This is a genomic window from Acidovorax benzenivorans, assembly GCF_028680575.1.
In the GTDB taxonomy this organism is placed as follows: Bacteria; Pseudomonadota; Gammaproteobacteria; order Burkholderiales; family Burkholderiaceae_C; genus Acidovorax; species Acidovorax benzenivorans.
On record NZ_JAPCKI010000005.1, the window covers coordinates 216,661 to 234,258 of the forward strand.

The window sequence follows — 17,598 nt, forward strand, 5'->3', positions numbered from 1 at the left end:
GCGTCCTCAGGGGCTCAGGCGGCGGTGGTAGCGGTGGGTTGCTGCATCTCGCGCAACACCTGTGCCGAGGGCGGGCGCACCCCGCGCCACAGCAAAAAGGCTTCGGCGGCTTGTTCTACCAGCATGCCCAGGCCATCACGCGGCGTGGCGCCGTGGTGGCGTGCCCAGTCCAGGAAGTCTTGCGCGGCGGGGCCGTACATCATGTCGTAGGCCAGAGCGCCGGGGCGCAGCACGCTGGCGGGCACGGGCACGCCAGCACCGGCCAGGCTGCTGGCTGTGGCGTTGATGATCACATCGAAATTGCCCGCTAGCGCTTTTGGTTCAAGCGCTAGTAGCTCTGAATTTTGTAGCGTGGCCAGCGCACTGTGCGACTGCACCAGCGCCTGTGCCTTGGACAAGGTGCGGTTGGCCACGGTGATGTGGCGGGCACCTGCCAGCAGCAGCGGGCCCAGCACGCCGGCAGCGGCGCCACCGGCACCCACCAGCAGCACATCACGCCCGGCGAGCGACACCCCCGCATTGCGCGTGATGTCGGCCACCAGGCCTAGGCCGTCGGTGTTGTCGGCGTAGATGCTGCCGTCGGCGCGAAAGGTGAGGGTGTTGGCGGCACCGGCGAGCTGTACGCGTTCGCTGCACTCCGTGGCCAGGCCGGGCGCCTCCGTTTTGAACGGCACGGTGACGTTGCAGCCACGCCCGCCCTCGGCCGCGAACGCATGCACGCCCTGGGCAAAACCGTCCATGGGCACCAGGCGGCGTTCGTAGGCAATGTGTTCACCCGTCAGTTCGGCAAAACGGGCGTGGATGGCGGGCGAGCGGCTGTGGGCGACCGGGTTGCCCATCACGCAATACAGGTCGGCAGGGGTGGCGGGGGATGTCATGGGGGCTAGGGCTGCGTGGGGCTTACGGTACGGTCGGCCGTGCGGAGAGTTCTGTGGGGTGAGCAGGCGAGCCCTTGGTTCCAGTATGGAAAGCCTCGCTGCGCACCCGTTGGGCAGTTACTTCACCACGGTTTCCAACGTCTGGTCGCGGGTGAACTTGAAGCGCGCCACCATGGCGATCTGGTCGGCCTTCTTGCGCATCTCGGCATCAAAGGCGCCAAAGGGCCCTGCGGCGCGGGCAATGGCTTCGGCGCGGCGGTCCAGCGTGCCGTTGCCCGAGCCTTGCACGATCTCGGTGCCCAGCACACGGCCGTCGTGGTTGACGGTGACGATCATCGTCAGCTCGCCGTACAGCTTGCGGCCGCCTTGCTCCGGGAAGTTCTCGGTGCCCTTGTCCTCCACCTTGCGGCGCAGCGCGTCGTAGTACACGGCGTAGGCTTCTTCGCGGGTGGCGGGGCTGATGTAGCGCTTCTTGGGGCGCGAATTTTCTTCGTTGATGCGCTTTTCGATCTCGGCCAGCAGCTTGACGAGCTGGCGGCGCTTTTCTTGCTCGCTGGCCTGTTCGGTGCTCTGGCTGGCCTGGCGCGGATCGGGCGCGGGCATCGTGGCCAGCTGCTTGCGCAACTGGGCCAGCAACTGGGCCTGCTGCTCTTGCATCGCGTCCATCTTGCGCTGGGCTTCTTCGTAATCGTCGCCGACGGTCGTCAGCGCCGAATAGGGCAGGGGGCTGGTGGCCCGGCCCTTGTCGGCATCGCCACCGCCCGCCAGATTGGCCTGGGCAATCGCCTGGGCCTTGTCGGGGCGCTCGTTGGACTTGGCGTTGACCAGGATGACTTCGAGCGGCGTGTCCTGGAACACGCGGTTGAAGCCCTCGGGGTCGATGAAGCGCACCGAGATGAGCGCGGCGTGCACGGCCACCGAGACGCCCAGCGCCAGCTGCAGCGTGCTGAAGGTGCGGAGGAAGGCAGGGAGTTTCATCGCCGGAAATTATCAGTGGGTAATCAGCGGGTACTACGGGGCAGCAGCTGCCGCCGTAGCTTCGGCGGGCGCCTCGTTCACATCCACCGCAATGGCAATCGGCCCGGCCACGGTGTCGTCGTCCTCGGCATCGTCCACCGGGCCGTCGTCGCTGGTGTCTGCCGGGTCGTCCAGGCGCTCGATCACGGTGCCATGGATGTCCAGCGTGATTTCGTCCACCTCGCCCAGCTTGACCTTGAGGCGCGCGCCGCGAGGCAGGTTTTGTGCGCCCAGCACGGGGAACACCAGCGGAATGTCGTCTGCGCGAACGAGGAAGCTGCCGCCCGGGCCTTCCTTGAAGACCGTGGCGTTCAGCTCGGTGATGCCGTTCTGCTCCACATATTTGAGCGTCCAGAAGCGTTCCATGCCCGCCTGGTAGCCGTTGTAGGCGCTGTAGGCACCGTCAAAGCTGCTGATGATGGAGAACAGGTCGGCGTCCTTGGGCTTGAACGGCGCCGCCAGCGCGGCCGTAGCACCGTGGCGTGCGCAGGCAATGATTTGCCACTGGTTGACCAGATCGGTGTAGCGGCGCAGCGGCGAGGTGGCCCACGAATAGGCTTTGACGCCAATGCCCGCGTGCGGCAGCGCCTTGGTGCCCATGCGCACCTTCACGCCGGGCGCCATGCTGGCCTGGCTGCGGTAGATGCCGGGCACGCCCAGCTCGGCCATCCAACTGCCCCAGGTGCTGTTGGCCACGATCATGGCCTCGGCCACGATCAGATCGAGTGGCGCGCCGCGCTGGCGCACGCTGATCTGCACTTGTTCATCACCCGTGGGCTCGGCGCCGTTGTTGCCGACCAGTCGGAAGTTGTAGTCCGGCCGGTTGAAGTTTTCGGGCTTGCCGCGCACCACCTCGCGGCGGGCTTTCAGCTCTTTGGCCAGGCGGTGCAAAAATGATAGCTGCGGGCGCAGGTCAGACAAGCGCTGGGGGTCGTTTTGGTGCTCAAACGCTGGGTTGCTGAGCCATTCTTCGGTCACCACGCTGTCGAGCTGGTCGTGGCGCAGGTTGGCGGCCACGTGCACGCGCTCGAGCTTGGTCTCAGTGCCCTTGAATTCCAGCGTGGCTTCGTCGATGGTGACGTACAACGACACGGCCGGGTTGGCGCGGCCTTCGTCCAGGGTGTAGGTCTGCACCACGTCGTCGGGCAGCATGGTGATCTTGTAGCCCGGCATGTAGACCGTGGACAGGCGGGCGCGGCCCAGTTGGTCAATGGCGCTGCCCGGCTGGATGGCCAGGCCGGGTGCGGCGATGTGGATGCCCAGCACCGCGGTGCCGGTGCCCAGGCCTTGGACGGACAACGCATCGTCGATTTCGGTGGTCTGCGAGTCGTCGATGGAGTACGCCTGCGCGGTGGACAGCGGCAGTTCGTCCGCAATGGCGGGTGCCGTGACGGCCGGAAAGCCCGTGCCCTTGGGGAAGTTCTCGAACAAAAAGCGCTTCCAGTGGAACTGGTAGGCGGAGTCGATGGCACCGGCCTTTTGCAGCAGATCGAGCGGCGCGGTGTGCGTGGCGCGGCTGGCCTCGACCACGGCCTTGTATTCGGGCGCGTTCTTGTCGGGCTTGAACAGGATTTTGTAGAGCTGCTCGCGGATGGGTTGTGGGCATTCGCCCCGGCCCAGTTGGGCGGCCCATTCGTCGATCTGCGCGAGGATGGCCTTTTTCTTCTCGATGGCGGCCAGTGCCTGCTGCAGGATCTCGGCGGAGGCCTTTTTGAAGCGGCCCTTGCCCGCGCGGCGGAAGTAGTGGGGCGCGTCGTACAGGCGGAACAGGGCGCCGGCCTGCTGGACCAGGGTGGCGTTGTCGGAGAAGTAGTCCCGCGCCAGGTCGGCAAAGCCGAACTCGTCTTCGGGCGCGAACTCCCATGCCAGGTCCAGCTCGATGGACTCGGCCACGGCTTGGGCCTGGGTGATGAGTTCCGATGGCGCGGGTTTCTCGAACTTCAGGAGGATGTGGGCGGCCTTGACCTTGACCCGTTTGCCCGAGTCCAGCTCGACCTGGGCTGATGTATCGGCCTCGGACAGGATACGTCCGGCCATGAATTTGCCGGCTTCTTCAAACAATGCGTGCATGGCGGCGATTGTCCCATGGGCGCCATCGGACTCCCGGACAGCGGCGCATATGATCCACGGCGCGCCATTTCTGCCCCTACCTGTTTGTCCCATGTCCTTTGCCGCCATTGCCACGCCGCTGACACTGCTGGCTCTGGCGCTGCCTTTCCTGTTTTGCTTCACACAGGCGCCGGTTAACAACTTCTGGCCCCTGCTGGCGTCGTGGAGCTGCGGCGCGGTGCTGGTGCTGCTGGCTCTGGGGCGCTCCGGCGGTCCGCATGTGCGGGGCCCGAGGGGGGATATCCGGGCTCCGCAACCCCTGGTGTCGGGTCGGGTGTTGGCTACCGGCCTTGTGCTGACGGCGCTGGTGGCTGCGGTCATCGGGTTGTTGCAGTATTTTCTGGGTGACCCTGGGCTGCCGGGGGTGCAGCCCTCCACCCCGGGGCAGGCCATTGGCAACCTGCGCCAGCGCAATCAGCAGGCGACGCTGTTGGGCCTGGGCGTATGGGCCTTGCTGTGGACCCTGGCACAGGTGCAGGGGCGTCTGGAACGCCCCCCCTACGCAGTGCTGCAACCAGGGCGGATGGCATGGGGCGTGCTGATCGGTTTGCTGATGGCCTGGGGGCTGGCGTTGTTGGCGATTTCCAGCGCGGCCACCGCGTCGCGCACCGGGGCGGTGCAGTGGCTGTTGCTGCTGGGGCTGATGCTGTGCTGGCGCGTGTCCTGGGGGCGCCTGGCTGTGGGGTTGGGCGTGTTTGGCCTGGTGCTGTACGGCGTGGCTGCGTGGCTGCTGCCCCTGTGGCTGCTGGACACGACCGGATTTGCGTCGGATGGCCTGTTCATGCGCATCATCAACGAGGAGCCAGGCTGCACCAGTCGCCGTGTGCTCTGGGGCAATGTGTTGCATTTGATCGCGCAAAAGCCCTGGGCGGGATGGGGCTGGGGCGAGCTGGATTACGCGCACTACATCACCGTGTTCCCGGACGAGCGGTTTTGTGTGCTGCTGGACAACGCCCACAACCTGCCTTTGCACTTGGCGGTGGAGCTGGGTGTGCCCTTGGCGCTCGCCTTGTGTGGCGCGGTGGTGATATGGGTGCTGCGCGAAAAGCCCTGGCGCGAGGCCGATCCGGAGCGGCAACTGGCCTGGGGCATGCTGGCACTGGTGGGTCTGCACAGCCTTCTGGAGTTTCCGCTGTGGTACGGGCCGTTTCAGCTGGTCACGGTGCTGGCCATCGCGTTGTTGTGGCGCTGGCAGTTGCCCAGCTGGGCAACTTCGCTTGGCGCGCGCCGGGTGGTGGCCGCCGTTATCGTGGCCGCACTGGCGCTAGGGGCCTATGTGGGCTGGGATTTTTACCGCGTCAGCCAGCTGTACAAGCCGCTGGCTGACCGGCCACCGTCCCTGCGCCATGACACCGTACGCAAGGTGGGTGACACCCCGTTTTTCACCGATCAGGTCGATTTTGCGCTGCTGACCACCATGGAGCTTTCACCTAGCAACGCGGGCCAGGTCTTTGCCGTGGCCAACAAACTGCTGCACTTCTCGCCGGAGCCCCGGGTGATCGAGCCGCTGATCGAAAGTGCCACGATGCTGGGGCTGGACGACGAGGCGGCGTTTCACCTCAAGCGATACCGTGCTGCGTACCCGGCGGACTATGAGCGCTGGCGGGAGCATGGGCGGCGGATTTCGTCACACCTGAAGCCTTGACCGGATGCGCGGCGGACGGCCGCCGCGCGCTCAGGCCAGCCGCAGGAACTGGTCCACCAAGGGCAGGTAGTCCCCATAGTTGCCCAGCGCGTGGTCGCCCCCGTTCAGCACCACCTGCTGCGCCTGGGGGTAGCGCCCCGCCATCTCGCGCCAGTCCAGCACTTCGTCGCCTTGGGCGATGATGGCGAGCTCTGGGGCCGAGGGTGGGCGGCCCCGCATGTCCAGGGCCTGCAATTCGCTGATGTACTCGGGCAGAAAGTAAAAGCGCTCGGATGGGTCGTGCCAGGTGGTCTGTTCGCCGATGTAGCGGGCCAGGTCTCGCGCCGGGTCCACGGCGGGGTTGAGCATCACGCTGGGGCAGCCCGCATGCTGGGCCACCCAGCTGGCGTAGAACCCGCCCAGCGACGAGCCGATCACGGCCATGGATTTGCGAGGCCAATCTGCAATGCCCTGTGCCACCAGCGCCATGGCGGCCTGGGGTGATGGTGGCAATTGGGGGCACCAGAAGGTGACGGATGGGTGGTGCGCTGCCACATGGGTGGCCGTCTGGCGGGCCTTGGCTGATGAGGGCGACGAGCGAAAACCGTGCAGGTACAGCAGGTGTGTGGTGGTCATGGGGCAGAAAGTGATCGGGGCAGGGGAATCACTGCGTTTACCGGGCTGGCGCAGGCATAAGATGTGCGCACCAGGGCGCCACACCGTGCGGCGCCTGGTTTTGCCACCTGCACCATGACCGATTTTGCCCCGCTTTCCACTGCCAGACGATGGGCGCTCGGATCAAGCGACAAGCCGCCTGCCTCGCTGGGCCGGTTTGAGTTGAAGAAGCAACTGGGCCGGGGCGCCCAGGCTACCGTGTGGCTGGCGCTGGACCCGCGCCTGCAGCGCGAGGTGGCCATCAAGCTCATGCGCCCCATGCAGGACCAGGACCCGTCGGTGCTGGAGCAGTGGCTGCGCGAGGCCCGCCACGTGGGGCGCCTGGCCCACCCCTACATCGTGCCCGTGTTCGAGGCCGACGTGCAGGGCTCGCAGCCCTATATCGTGTTTGAGTACGTGCCAGGCCACACGCTCGCCGAGCACCTGACCCAGCAAGGGCGCTGCACACCGCATGACGCCGTGGCCCTGTTGGTGGATGTGCTCGACGGCCTGCACGCCGCTCACCAGGCGGGCATCGTGCACCGCGACCTCAAACCGTCCAACATCATGATCGACGCCCATCGCCACGCCCGGGTGATGGACTTTGGCATGGCCGCCTCCGTGCAGACCGCGCCAGATGCCCAACTGGCCAGCGGCACGCCGGCCTACATGGCGCCTGAGGCGGCAGCTGGTGCCGCATCCACCCCTGCGATGGACGTGTATTCAGCGGCGCTGGTGCTCATCGAGATGCTGACAGGGCACCCCCTCATCCACCAGAAGGACACCTGGCAGGCGCTGTACCGCGTTGCCAACGAAAACCTGGTGCTGCCCGCTGACCTGGGGCCGGGTGTGGACGATGGCCTGCGCGCCATCTTGCAGCGGGCCATGGCGCGCGACCCCGCGCAGCGCTATGCCACGGCGGCGGATTTTCGGGATGCACTGCGTGCCTGGGCTGCACCGGCCAGCGCCCCCTCGGCCGCCAGCAACGCCACACTGGACTTTTTGCTGCGACGCATGCGCCACAAGAGCGACTTTCCGGCCTTGTCGGATTCGGTGGCCCGCATTCAGCGCGTGGCCAATTCGGAAGACGACAGCATCAGCGACCTGACCCACGAAATCCTGAAGGACGTGGCGCTCACCAACAAGCTGCTGCGTCTGGTCAACAGCGTGCATTACGCCCACGCCAGCCGGGGCACCATCAGCACCGTGTCGCGCGCAGTGAGCCTGGTGGGCTTCAATGCGGTGCGCAACATGGCGCTGAGCCTGGTGCTGCTGGACCACATGCAGGACAAGGCCCATGCCAGCCAGATGCGCGAGGAATTTTTGCGCGCCATGATGGCAGGCTCCGTCGCGGCGGAGTTGTGCAGCACCAGCCAGGCGGCCGAAGAGGCCTTCATCGGCGCGATGTTCCAGAACCTGGGTCGCATGCTGTGCGAGTTCTACTTTCCTGAAGAGGCCCGGCAGGTGCGAAGCCTGGTGGCCTCGGGGCGCATGGAGGGCTGCGAAGAGGTGGCGTCTGTCCAGGTGCTGGGCCTGGGGTTTGAAGACCTGGGGGTGGGCGTGGCGCGCGTCTGGGGCCTGCCCGAAAGTCTGCAGCGCTGCATGCGCAAGCCCCTGGGTTCGCCCATGCAGCGCGCACCTGAGCAGGGGGTGGAGCGACTGCGCTGGGCGGCCATGGCCGCCAACGAGGTGGCCACCACCCTGCTGTTTTGCGAACCCGCCCAGTTGGAGGGGCAGTTGGTCCAGGTGGGCACGCGCTACGCACGCACGCTGGCCCTGTCGGCCGAGGTCATCGCCGACGCCACGCTGCGTGCGCGCCGCAAGCTGGTGGCACTGGCCGAGGCGCTGGACCTGCGCGTCGCACCCGGCTCCCCGGCGGCCCGCCTGCTCCAACTGCCACCGGTCGCGGGCGTGCAGGCGGCGTCTGATGACGCCCTGGGCGCTCACGAGTTGCGCGTGACTGAAACACAGCCCCTGCCCGCCGTGCTCGAATCCCAGGCCGGTGGGGCGGTGTCGGTGGCGCAGGTCAATGAGGTGCTGGCGGCAGGCATTCAGGACATCACCAACGCCATGGTCGAGAGTTTTCAGCTCAACGACGTGCTGCGCATGATCCTGGAGACCATGTTCCGCGCGCTAGGTTTTCGGCGCATGGTGTTTTGCCTGCGCGAGGCACGCACCGACATGTTGACGGGCCGCTTTGGCCTGGGTGAGGGTAGCGAGGTGGCAGTGCGGGCCCTCAAGGTGCCCCTCAAGGCCCAGGGCGACCTGTTTGCCGCCGTGTGCCTGCGCGGTGCCGACACCCTGATCAGCGACGCCACCGAGCCGCGCATGCAGGCGCGGCTGCCCGAGTGGTATCGCAAGGACATCAATGCGCCGTCGTTCCTGGTGCTGCCGCTGCAGATCAAAGGCCAGCCCTTCGCCCTCATCTATGCCGACCAGGCCACGCCAGGCGGCATTGTGGTGGACGACAAGGCCCTGGGCTTGTTGCGCACCCTGCGCAACCAGGCGGTGATGGCCTTTCGGCAGGCGGGGTGAGCACCCGGCATCCCCCCGATAATCGGGGGATGGCCGTCGTTTTTGAAAAGCCCACGCTCGTCCAGCGTCTGGCGCCCCTGTTTCGGGGTTTTGACCTTCCGCTCCTGTTGCTGGTGTTGCTGCTGGCTTGCGCGGGTTTGCTGGCCATGTATTCGTCGGGCTATGACCATGGCACGCGGTTTGTAGACCACGGACGCAACATGCTGATTGCGGGGGCCATTCTGTTCATGGTGGCCCAGGTGCCGCCCCAGAAGATCATGGCTTGCGCCGTGCCGCTGTACCTTACCGGGGTCGCGCTGCTGGTGGCGGTAGCGCTGTTTGGTATCACCAAAAAGGGGGCTACACGCTGGATCAATGTGGGCATCGTCATCCAGCCCAGTGAAATCCTCAAGATCGCCATGCCGCTGATGCTGGCCTGGTGGTTTCAGAAACGCGAGGGCACGCTGCGCCCGCTGGACTTTGCCGCAGCGGGCCTGCTGCTGGCCGTTCCGGTGGGCCTGGTCATGAAGCAGCCCGACCTCGGCACCTCGCTGCTGGTGCTGGCGGCGGGGCTCTCGGTGATTTTCTTTGCGGGCTTGTCCTGGAAGCTGATCCTGCCGCCGGTGCTGATCGGCGGTGTGGGCATCGCCACCCTGGTGCTCCTGGGCGACCAGCTGTGTGCGGATGGCGTGCGCTGGGTGGTGCTGCACGACTATCAGCAGCAGCGCATCTGCACCTTGCTGGACCCCACCCGCGACCCGCTGGGCAAGGGTTTTCACATCATCCAGGGCATGATCGCCATTGGCTCGGGCGGCCTGTGGGGCAAGGGTTTCATGGCGGGCACGCAGACCCACCTGGAGTTCATCCCCGAGCGCACCACCGACTTCATCTTTGCCGCCTATTCCGAAGAGTTTGGCCTGGCGGGCAACCTGTTCTTGCTGGTTGGGTTTCTGCTGCTGGTCTGGCGAGGGCTGGCCATTGCAGCGGGCGCGAACACCTTGTTTGGCCGCCTCATGGGGGGGGCGGTGTCGATGATTTTCTTCACCTATGCGTTTGTGAACATGGGCATGGTCAGCGGCATCCTGCCGGTGGTGGGCGTCCCCTTGCCCTTCGTCAGTTATGGCGGCACCGCCATGGTCACGCTGGGGCTGGCACTGGGCATTCTGATGTCGGTGGCGCGATCCCAGAAGCAGGAAACCAAGGACCCCCTCCCTGCTGCGCTATAGGGCCTTGTGGGTAAGGTTGCCCGCAGCGTGCCGTCAGGGTACAAACCCGCTGACCAACCTTGCTTTGGTTCATGGAGGCGATGTCTATGGTGGCGAAGTTCGAGCTCAAGAAGTCGAAAAACGACAAGTTTGTCTTCAACCTGCTGGCCGCCAATGGTCAGGTCATCCTGACCAGCGAGATGTACGAATCTCGTGCCAGTGCGCTGGGTGGCATCGAGGCGGTGCGCAAGAACGCCTTGCATGATGGCCGCTTCGGTCGACTCAGCGCCAAGAATGGAGCGCCGTATTTCACCCTCAAAGCAGGCAATGGACAGGTGATTGGCCAAAGCCAGATGTACTCCGGCGCTAAGGCGCGGGACGCCGGTATCGAGTCGGTGCAGACCCACGCTGCGCAGGCGGGGCTGGACGACCAGACGGCTGCCTGAGGCGGCGGGGCGGCCGAGGGGTGCAGGGGTCACATAGGGACATGTGGGCCCATCCCGGGCTGGGGCTGGTCACGCGCCTAAAATGCCCTGATGACTTCCCGCTCTACCACTGCCGCGCCCCAGCGTGCGGCCACCAGTCGGCGCATTGATGTTGCCCGTGAACTGCTGCTGACCCCCTTTGGCTTGGACGAAGGCCACCTGGCCCGTGCACTCGCCGAGATCCGCACCCACCAGGTGGACGATGCGGACCTGTACTTTCAGTACACCCGCAGCGAAGGCTGGAGCCTGGAAGAAGGCATCGTCAAGACCGGCTCTTTCAGCATCGACCAGGGCGTGGGGGTGCGTGCAGTCAGTGGCGAGAAGACCGCGTTTGCCTATTCGGACGACATCTCCGAGGCCTCGCTGCTGGATGCGGCGCGCACTGTGCGATCTATTTCGGCTGCAGCGCAGGCAGGTAAAGCGCGAATAGCTCCTAAAAAAGTAGCGGCAGGCCGCAGCCTGTACCCCGGAGTGGACCCCATTGCCTCGCTCGACAGCACCGCCAAGGTGGCCTTGCTGGAAAAGCTGGAGCAGCGCGCTCGCGCCAAGGATCCGCGCGTTGCGCAGGTCATGGCCGGCCTGGCGAGCGAGTACGACGTGGTGCTGGTGGCCCGTGCAGACGGCACCCTGGCGGCCGACGTGCGCCCGCTGGTGCGCCTGTCGGTCACGGTCATCGCCGAGCAAAACGGTCGTCGTGAAATGGGCTCTGCTGGCGGCGGTGGCCGTTTTGGCCTGGCCTATTTCGACGATGAGCAGATGGGCAAGTATGTCGATGAGGCCGTGAATGCGGCGCTGGTCAACCTGGAATCGCGCCCCGCCCCGGCGGGCGAGATGACTGTGGTGCTGGGTTCGGGCTGGCCCGGCATCCTGCTGCACGAGGCCATTGGCCATGGGCTGGAGGGCGACTTCAACCGCAAGGGCTCCAGCGCGTTCAGTGGCCGCATCGGCCAGCGCGTGGCGGCCAAGGATGTCACGGTGCTGGACGACGGCACCATTGCCGACCGCCGCGGGTCGCTCAACGTGGACGATGAAGGCCACGCCAGCCAGCGCAACGTGCTGATCGAGGACGGCATCTTGAAGGGTTACATCCAGGACTCGCTCAACGCGCGCCTGATGGGGGTGGCCCCCACAGGCAACGGCCGCCGCGAGAGCTACGCTCATATCCCCATGCCGCGCATGACCAACACCTACATGCTGGGGGGCGACAAGGACCCGCAGGAAATCATTGCCAGCATCAAGAAGGGCCTGTACGCCAGCAACTTTGGTGGCGGGCAGGTGGACATCACCTCGGGCAAGTTTGTGTTCTCGGCCAGCGAAGCCTACTGGGTGGAAAACGGCAAGATTCAGTACCCTGTGAAAGGCGCCACCATCATCGGTAGCGGGCCTGAGTCGCTCAAGAGGGTGACCATGATCGGAAACGATATGCGCCTGGACAGCGGCGTAGGCACCTGTGGCAAAGAAGGCCAGAGCGTGCCGGTGGGCGTGGGGCAGCCCACCCTGCGCATTGAAGGCCTGACTGTGGGCGGCACCGCCTGATGCCGTTTTCAGGCATACAGCGCCAATCACAATATGCAGTTTACGCGGCTACTCTCCTGGCCCAGGTTGAGGCGCGTAGCGTTGTGCGCGCTGTGCTGGGGCGCCTGCGGGGCTGTCCTGGCCCAGCAGTGCTTGGTACGGGATACCAGTCCCACCGTGCCGGTGCGCAAGCTTTTTGTGGTTGCAGGACAGTCCAATGCTGCAGGCTTGGCATCTGTGAGGGATATCGTCGGCGGGGTCGATGACTATGCTCGGCAGGACACGGTCTTCCCGAATGTGAAAATCTATGGAATTTACGGTGCGCCCCAGGGAGTGACGGGAAGGGACGACGGGAGGTTATCCCGTGGCGTGCAGTGGAGCCGGTTTGCTTCCTGGCAGTTGGCGCGGCCTGGTTTTGGTTTTAAGAACTTCAAGCAATATACCAATGATTTTCCTGCGGATGTCACAGCTCAGGAAATATTTGGCCCAGAATTGTACTTGGCGCGGTATTTGAATGATTACTTTCCTCTCGATAGTTATATCGTTAAGCTGGCGGTTGCGAATACTTCGCTCCGTAACGCTGGCGGCTTGGATAATTGGGCGCCTAGTGGACATCTAAATAATGAACTGTTGAAAATGATCGCAAGCGCCTATAATACGCAGAGATCAAAAGTCAGGCTGCAAGTTTCCGGTCTTTTCTGGATGCAGGGTGAAACGGACGCACTCAATAAAACATCGGCTCTTCAATACAAAAAAAATTTGAGTGGTTTTATTAAAAAATTCCGGCAGTCGCTCGTTCGAATGCAGTGCGCCAGCGATGTCGATGTACCCGTAGTTGTGGGAAGGATACAGGACAATCCGGTATGGGTATACAGAAGTCACGTCCGGCTGGCGCAAGCACAGGTGGCCCATGAATTGCCACGGGTTAGCCTTGTCGATACTGACGATTTGTCCGCTCACCTTGTGGTTGGAGGCGTGCATTTCAATGAAATTGCGCAGGCGCGCTTGGGAGGAAGAGCTTTCAAGGCTTTCATCGCTGGTGCTGATAATGCTAAAAAAGAGTGAGTCAGTGCCGGTTGCACTTTTTCAGGGTGAGAGCGCTTCGGCGCTCTTTTTAAGTTTTGCTCATGGAACGTGTGTTTAAGCCTCTATGAATATATTGGGAATTTCTTCGTATTATCACGACAGCGCGGCAGCGATTTTGCGCTCTGGTCGGATAGTCGCTGCCGCACAGGAAGAGCGATTCACCAGAAAGAAACACGATGCGCAGTTTCCGAAGAATGCGATTCGATATTGTCTGCAGGAAGCCAATGTCCGGGCGAATGACCTGGACTCCATCGTCTTCTACGACAAGCCCATTCTAAAGTTCGAGCGACTCCTCGATACTTATCTGAGCTATGCGCCGAGCGGTTTCCGCTCCTTTGTCGCGGCGGTCCCAGTATGGCTGAAGGAAAAGCTGTATCTCAAGCGAACCCTCAAGCAAGAGTTGGCAGTTTTGCTTGCGTGTAAGGAGTCGGAGCTGCCGCCCATTTTGTTTGCAGAGCACCACGAATCCCATGCAGCTTCCGCGTTCTATCCCAGTCCGTATGACAAGGCTGCTGTCTTGTGCCTAGACGGTGTTGGTGAATGGGCTACTACCTCTGCTTGGCTGGGGCAGGGGGCTGAGCTGAAGCCCCTGTGGCAGATAGAATTTCCACATTCCCTAGGGTTGCTGTATTCTGCATTTACTTATTACCTAGGCTTCAAGGTCAACTCAGGTGAATACAAGCTCATGGGTCTGGCCCCTTACGGTAAGCCCATTTATACCCAACTAATCTGGGATAACCTGATCGACGTCAAGCCGGACGGCTCGTTCCGTCTGAATCTCGAATATTTTGATTACTGCACCGGCCTGCGAATGACGAATAAGAAGTTCGCAGACCTGTTTGGCGCCCCCCCCCGAGATTCAGATTCCGCCCCTACGCAGCGTGACATGGATCTGGCGGCGTCCATCCAGGCTGTGACGGAAGAAGTTGTGATCAAGCTGGCCCGCCAGTTGCAGAGCGAGACCGGGGTTGACTACCTGTGCATGGCTGGCGGGGTGGCGCTCAATTGCGTAGCCAACGGCCGGTTGTTGAGGGAAGGCATTTTTAAGGACATATGGATCCAGCCAGCGGCCGGGGACGCTGGAGGCGCGCTGGGCGCGGCCTACGCGTCCTATCACACGTACCGTGGGCAGCCACGGCTGCAGGGCGAAGGCAGGGATCAGATGCAAGGCTCCTTGTTGGGGCCGCAATATGGCCAGGCGGCCGTCATCCAGGCGTTGACTGATCTGGGCGCCAGCTACACCGTACTGGACGACGAGCGCCTTTACAGCACTGTCGCTGGACTGCTGGCGAACGAGAGTGTGGTGGGTTGGTTCCAGAATCGAATGGAGTTTGGTCCGCGTGCTTTGGGTGCGCGCTCGATCATTGCCGATCCCCGTTCGAGCGCCATGCAGTCCCAGCTGAACCTGAAAATTAAGTTCCGGGAATCTTTCCGTCCCTTCGCTCCTGCGGTCAAGGAAGAGGCCGTGGAAAAGTATTTCCATCTTGATCGTCCCAGCCCCTATATGCTGTTGGTGGCGCAAGTGCACGAGAGCATTCAGCTCCATCAGGACCAGTCGCTGCAGGGCTTGGCCCAGTTGCATCAAGTGCGTTCCAGCATCCCGGCCGTGACCCACGTGGATTATTCTGCGCGGGTTCAGACCGTGAACTCCGAAAGTAATCCGCAGTTCTACAAGTTGCTGACGGCCTTTGAAGAGCAGACGGGTTGTGCGGTTCTGGTGAACACGTCCTTCAACGTACGTGGCGAGCCCATTGTCTGCACGCCAGAGGATGCATACCGCTGCTTCATGGGAACGGACATGGACTACCTCGTGATAGGGAATGTTCTGTTGGCCAAGGAGGCTCAGGCGAACGCCAAGATCGAATTCCGCAAAGGCGCCCTAGCATTGGATTAAAACGTTATGAGCGAAAAAACTGAAAATCCTTCTGGGGTGAGCGATCTCGAGCTGCGTAAGTTCGGCTATGTAATGGCGGGCTTTTTTGCCCTGTTCTTTGGCGTGCTGATGCCTTGGTGGTGGTCCATGAAATGGGCTTACTGGCCTTGGGTGGTCGCTGGCGTTTTTCTTGTGTTTGCTCTTCTTGCGCCCAGGCTGCTGCGCGGGCCGTACAAGTTCTGGATGCGCTTGGGCAGAGTGCTGGAATGGGTCAACACAAGGTTGGTGCTGGGGGTCGTGTTTGTCCTGGTCTTTGCGCCCCTCGGATGGGGGCTGCGTGCGCTAGGCAAGGACACCTTGCAAAAGAAGTGGGATAGTCGTTTGGCGACATACCGAGTCAACAAGGTGCCGAGGAAGGCCGATCACATGGAGCGTCAATTCTGATGTTGGAATTACTGAAAGAACTCGTCTTGTTCTTCAAGGAGCATAAGCGGTACTCGTTGATCCCCGTGCTGGTGGTGCTGCTGCTGCTGGGAGCCCTGATTGTTTTTGGACACGGATCGGTGTTGGCACCATTCATTTATACGCTGTTCTGATTCATGAAAAAATTCTTGTACCTCCTGCTTCCATCATTGGTGCTGTGCATGCTGGTGGGACTTGGATATGGGGCTGGGGTCTACACCGTTGCGGGACGGTTCGAGAGGACAATTCACTGGATTGAGCAGGGAGAGACCTTGGCTGGAGTGCTTGCAATCACGCCTTTGAGCGATGAGCAGCGAGACGGCATCAAAAATGCGTACAGCGATCCAAACATTGATGTTCGCAATATCAGTTGGTCGGTTCCCAATCAGCCGACCCCGTTTGTAGGTACAGCCCCTGCCCCAGGGCAGCATCACAATGCGCGGATCAACTCCTGGCAGATGCGCAATAGCGAAGAAATCCAGGAGCCCAAGCCTGCGGGGATCTATCGAATTTTCCTCACTGGGGGCTCTACAGCCTTTGGATCTGGAGCACCCAGTCAGGAAAAGACAATTGGTAGTCTGCTAAATGGCCTGTTGGCCGACAGGCTGTCGCAAAAGACGGGGCTACGCTATGAGGTATTCACCTTTGCTAATCCAGCTTGGGCGTCGACGCAAGAGCGCATTGCGATTGAAAATTATTTGTCGGAGCTTCAGCCTGATCTAGTCATTTCTCTGTCTGGAAACAACGATGTCTTTTGGGGTGATGCTGGCCGGAATGTGCTGTGGTTTGCTGCAGGGGCGGATGAGTATTTCCAGACGTTGGCGAACACGGGCCTAAAAACAGCGGGCCGAAATGAACTGTCCCAGCTGCCGCAGACACGCCCTGCATCCCAGTCCGTGACTGCCGAGTTGGTGGCTTACCGGCTGGAGAAAAATGCGCGCCTTGGCGCGCAGGCATTGCAGCACGTGAATGCTGACTGGATTTTCTTCCTGCAGCCTACGCTGTCTGTAACCAACAAAGCGCTGAGTTCCCGCGAGAAGGCCTTCATTCCTGCATCAAAGAACTACTTTGTACAGTGTTACCAGTTGATGTCATTCCGACTGGCTGGTTTGCAACATGAAAATTTCGAATTTGTTGATTTGTCGAAAGTTTTTGACGGCTATAGAGCGACAGATGAAATATTTCTCGATCAATTTCATTTTGGTGACAAAGGAAACGCCGTAGTCGCCGAGGCGATGTTTTCTGCGTTAGCAAGTCGGTTGGCACGGGTGCCTGCTGCCTCAAAACTATAAGAAGGTGATTTTGGACGGCGGGTATTTGAGGACTGGATTGCCCACGTTGTTGCTTTTGCGGTTTCGCCGTGTGCCAGTGCTGAGCGCTCGATGACGTTTTCTCCGAGGAGGAGCGCAAAATATCTCGCATGCCCGCCACGCGCCCCAGTCAATTGCTGACGCTCCAGTCGTTTGGAGATATCAGCCGTTTTCTGCGCGAAGGCGTTGCGGACGAAGACTCGCGCCAGCTGCGCGACAGCCTTGGCGCGTTGTCCATGCAGATCGACGAGGCCGTCCGCATTCGCCGCACCAGCACCGACACCACCGAGATCACGCGCCGCGTGGTGGGCTTGTCGCGCAGTGCGCGTGAACACCAGCTGTTTTTGACGGGCCTGGGCTCTGCGTGGCACGCGCTGTACGAGTTTGGCGCCTACCAGCGTGCGCTGAGCGAGCTTCGCAACGCCATTGCTGATTGGCAGTTGATGCTGGAGCGGCGCAGCACCAAGGAGAGCGCCAGCTTTGACCAGTTCGAGCTACTGGCTTGGCGCACACTGGGCGAGGCGCTGTTGCTCATCGACATGTACGACCACCAGAGCGATCCTGCAAGCGACCTGCAGGATGCGCAGCCGCCGCGTAAGCCCTCGGCATTGCAGCGCGTTCGCGCATGGTTTCGGGGTGGGCACCGCTGAATCACCCCGGCATGTCGTGCATTTGCAACATGCCAAGGGTGCTGAACCCCCACACTCCTGTGCTACATTGGTTGCCATGCAAGTTCGCAGCGCGTTTTATTTTTGGTTTTTTATCTCGGTCCCCGGCGGATGAGAGGAAAACGCGCAAGCACACACAACCTCCCCATACCAACCGCCGACGCTGCAAAGCCCGGCGGTTTTTTGTTTTTCAACCCT

At 62.4% G+C, this 17,598-nt stretch carries 15 protein-coding genes; 11 read left to right on the forward strand and 4 right to left on the reverse strand.

Annotated features, from left to right (window positions below; genetic code table 11):
• Window positions 1-14 precede the first annotated feature (14 nt).
• The 3 genes from aroE to OIN59_RS11265 all read right to left on the reverse strand — a co-directional run bounded on the left by aroE (window position 15) and on the right by OIN59_RS11265 (window position 3,965).
• Window positions 15-878 (reverse strand): shikimate dehydrogenase, encoded by an 864-nt coding sequence (gene aroE, locus OIN59_RS11255; protein WP_274110284.1) that lies wholly within the window; start codon window positions 876-878, stop codon window positions 15-17.
• 117 nt (window positions 879-995) lie between these two features.
• Window positions 996-1,856: an energy transducer TonB gene (locus OIN59_RS11260; protein ID WP_274110286.1), complete on the reverse strand. Its 861-nt coding sequence runs from the start codon at window positions 1,854-1,856 to the stop codon at window positions 996-998.
• A 33-nt stretch (window positions 1,857-1,889) separates the two neighbouring features.
• Window positions 1,890-3,965 (reverse strand): RNB domain-containing ribonuclease, encoded by a 2,076-nt coding sequence (locus tag OIN59_RS11265; RefSeq protein ID WP_274110288.1) that lies wholly within the window; start codon window positions 3,963-3,965, stop codon window positions 1,890-1,892.
• Between the two features lie 91 nt (window positions 3,966-4,056).
• Here OIN59_RS11265 and OIN59_RS11270 point away from each other — a divergent pair, with 91 nt between their 5' ends.
• Entirely contained in the window at window positions 4,057-5,649 is a 1,593-nt protein-coding gene (locus OIN59_RS11270) for a Wzy polymerase domain-containing protein (RefSeq protein ID WP_274110290.1), read from the forward strand.
• Window positions 5,650-5,679: 30 nt separating this feature from the next.
• Here OIN59_RS11270 and OIN59_RS11275 read toward each other — a convergent pair whose 3' ends face one another.
• Complete coding sequence (locus OIN59_RS11275; RefSeq protein ID WP_274110292.1) at window positions 5,680-6,264, reverse strand: YqiA/YcfP family alpha/beta fold hydrolase; 585 nt, start codon at window positions 6,262-6,264, stop codon at window positions 5,680-5,682.
• Window positions 6,265-6,378: 114 nt separating this feature from the next.
• Between OIN59_RS11275 and OIN59_RS11280 the strand changes: the two genes are divergently transcribed.
• The 10 genes from OIN59_RS11280 to OIN59_RS11325 all read left to right on the forward strand — a co-directional run bounded on the left by OIN59_RS11280 (window position 6,379) and on the right by OIN59_RS11325 (window position 17,382).
• A complete protein-coding gene (locus tag OIN59_RS11280) occupies window positions 6,379-8,817 on the forward strand; it encodes a serine/threonine protein kinase (RefSeq protein WP_274110294.1) in 2,439 nt (812 codons plus the stop codon).
• 29 nt (window positions 8,818-8,846) lie between these two features.
• Window positions 8,847-10,022 (forward strand): rod shape-determining protein RodA, encoded by a 1,176-nt coding sequence (rodA, locus tag OIN59_RS11285; protein WP_274110296.1) that lies wholly within the window; start codon window positions 8,847-8,849, stop codon window positions 10,020-10,022.
• A gap of 86 nt (window positions 10,023-10,108) precedes the next feature.
• Window positions 10,109-10,447 carry a YegP family protein gene (locus OIN59_RS11290; protein ID WP_274110578.1) on the forward strand — a complete coding sequence of 113 codons (339 nt, stop codon included), beginning with the start codon at window positions 10,109-10,111 and terminating at the stop codon, window positions 10,445-10,447.
• A gap of 90 nt (window positions 10,448-10,537) precedes the next feature.
• Window positions 10,538-12,022, forward strand: coding sequence for a metalloprotease TldD (gene tldD / locus OIN59_RS11295; protein ID WP_274110298.1), 1,485 nt, complete (start codon window positions 10,538-10,540; stop codon window positions 12,020-12,022).
• A gap of 156 nt (window positions 12,023-12,178) precedes the next feature.
• A complete protein-coding gene (locus OIN59_RS11300; protein WP_274110300.1) occupies window positions 12,179-13,066 on the forward strand; it encodes a sialate O-acetylesterase in 888 nt (295 codons plus the stop codon).
• Window positions 13,067-13,151: 85 nt separating this feature from the next.
• Entirely contained in the window at window positions 13,152-14,981 is a 1,830-nt protein-coding gene (locus OIN59_RS11305) for a carbamoyltransferase family protein (protein ID WP_274110302.1), read from the forward strand.
• A gap of 6 nt (window positions 14,982-14,987) precedes the next feature.
• Complete coding sequence (locus OIN59_RS11310; RefSeq protein WP_274110304.1) at window positions 14,988-15,404, forward strand: SxtJ family membrane protein; 417 nt, start codon at window positions 14,988-14,990, stop codon at window positions 15,402-15,404.
• Window positions 15,404-15,556, forward strand: a complete 153-nt coding sequence (locus OIN59_RS11315) for a DUF5989 family protein (protein ID WP_274110306.1) — start codon at window positions 15,404-15,406, stop codon at window positions 15,554-15,556. The genes OIN59_RS11310 and OIN59_RS11315 overlap by 1 nt, the downstream gene beginning before the upstream one ends.
• Window positions 15,557-15,559: 3 nt before the next feature.
• Window positions 15,560-16,714 carry an SGNH/GDSL hydrolase family protein gene (locus OIN59_RS11320; protein WP_274110308.1) on the forward strand — a complete coding sequence of 385 codons (1,155 nt, stop codon included), beginning with the start codon at window positions 15,560-15,562 and terminating at the stop codon, window positions 16,712-16,714.
• A gap of 128 nt (window positions 16,715-16,842) precedes the next feature.
• Complete coding sequence (locus OIN59_RS11325) at window positions 16,843-17,382, forward strand: hypothetical protein (protein ID WP_274110310.1); 540 nt, start codon at window positions 16,843-16,845, stop codon at window positions 17,380-17,382.
• Window positions 17,383-17,598: the final 216 nt, after the last annotated feature.

Coding starts and splice junctions, on each gene's coding strand:
- OIN59_RS11280 (WP_274110294.1), top strand. CDS start 6,379: ATGACCGATTTTGCCCCGCTTTCCACTGCCAGACGATGGGCGCTCGGA.
- aroE (WP_274110284.1), bottom strand. CDS start 878: ATGACATCCCCCGCCACCCCTGCCGACCTGTATTGCGTGATGGGCAAC.
- rodA (WP_274110296.1), top strand. CDS start 8,847: ATGGCCGTCGTTTTTGAAAAGCCCACGCTCGTCCAGCGTCTGGCGCCC.
- OIN59_RS11315 (WP_274110306.1), top strand. CDS start 15,404: ATGTTGGAATTACTGAAAGAACTCGTCTTGTTCTTCAAGGAGCATAAG.
- OIN59_RS11290 (WP_274110578.1), top strand. CDS start 10,109: ATGGTGGCGAAGTTCGAGCTCAAGAAGTCGAAAAACGACAAGTTTGTC.
- OIN59_RS11320 (WP_274110308.1), top strand. CDS start 15,560: ATGAAAAAATTCTTGTACCTCCTGCTTCCATCATTGGTGCTGTGCATG.
- OIN59_RS11270 (WP_274110290.1), top strand. CDS start 4,057: ATGTCCTTTGCCGCCATTGCCACGCCGCTGACACTGCTGGCTCTGGCG.
- tldD (WP_274110298.1), top strand. CDS start 10,538: ATGACTTCCCGCTCTACCACTGCCGCGCCCCAGCGTGCGGCCACCAGT.
- OIN59_RS11265 (WP_274110288.1), bottom strand. CDS start 3,965: ATGCACGCATTGTTTGAAGAAGCCGGCAAATTCATGGCCGGACGTATC.
- OIN59_RS11275 (WP_274110292.1), bottom strand. CDS start 6,264: ATGACCACCACACACCTGCTGTACCTGCACGGTTTTCGCTCGTCGCCC.
- OIN59_RS11305 (WP_274110302.1), top strand. CDS start 13,152: ATGAATATATTGGGAATTTCTTCGTATTATCACGACAGCGCGGCAGCG.
- OIN59_RS11260 (WP_274110286.1), bottom strand. CDS start 1,856: ATGAAACTCCCTGCCTTCCTCCGCACCTTCAGCACGCTGCAGCTGGCG.
- OIN59_RS11325 (WP_274110310.1), top strand. CDS start 16,843: ATGCCCGCCACGCGCCCCAGTCAATTGCTGACGCTCCAGTCGTTTGGA.
- OIN59_RS11310 (WP_274110304.1), top strand. CDS start 14,988: ATGAGCGAAAAAACTGAAAATCCTTCTGGGGTGAGCGATCTCGAGCTG.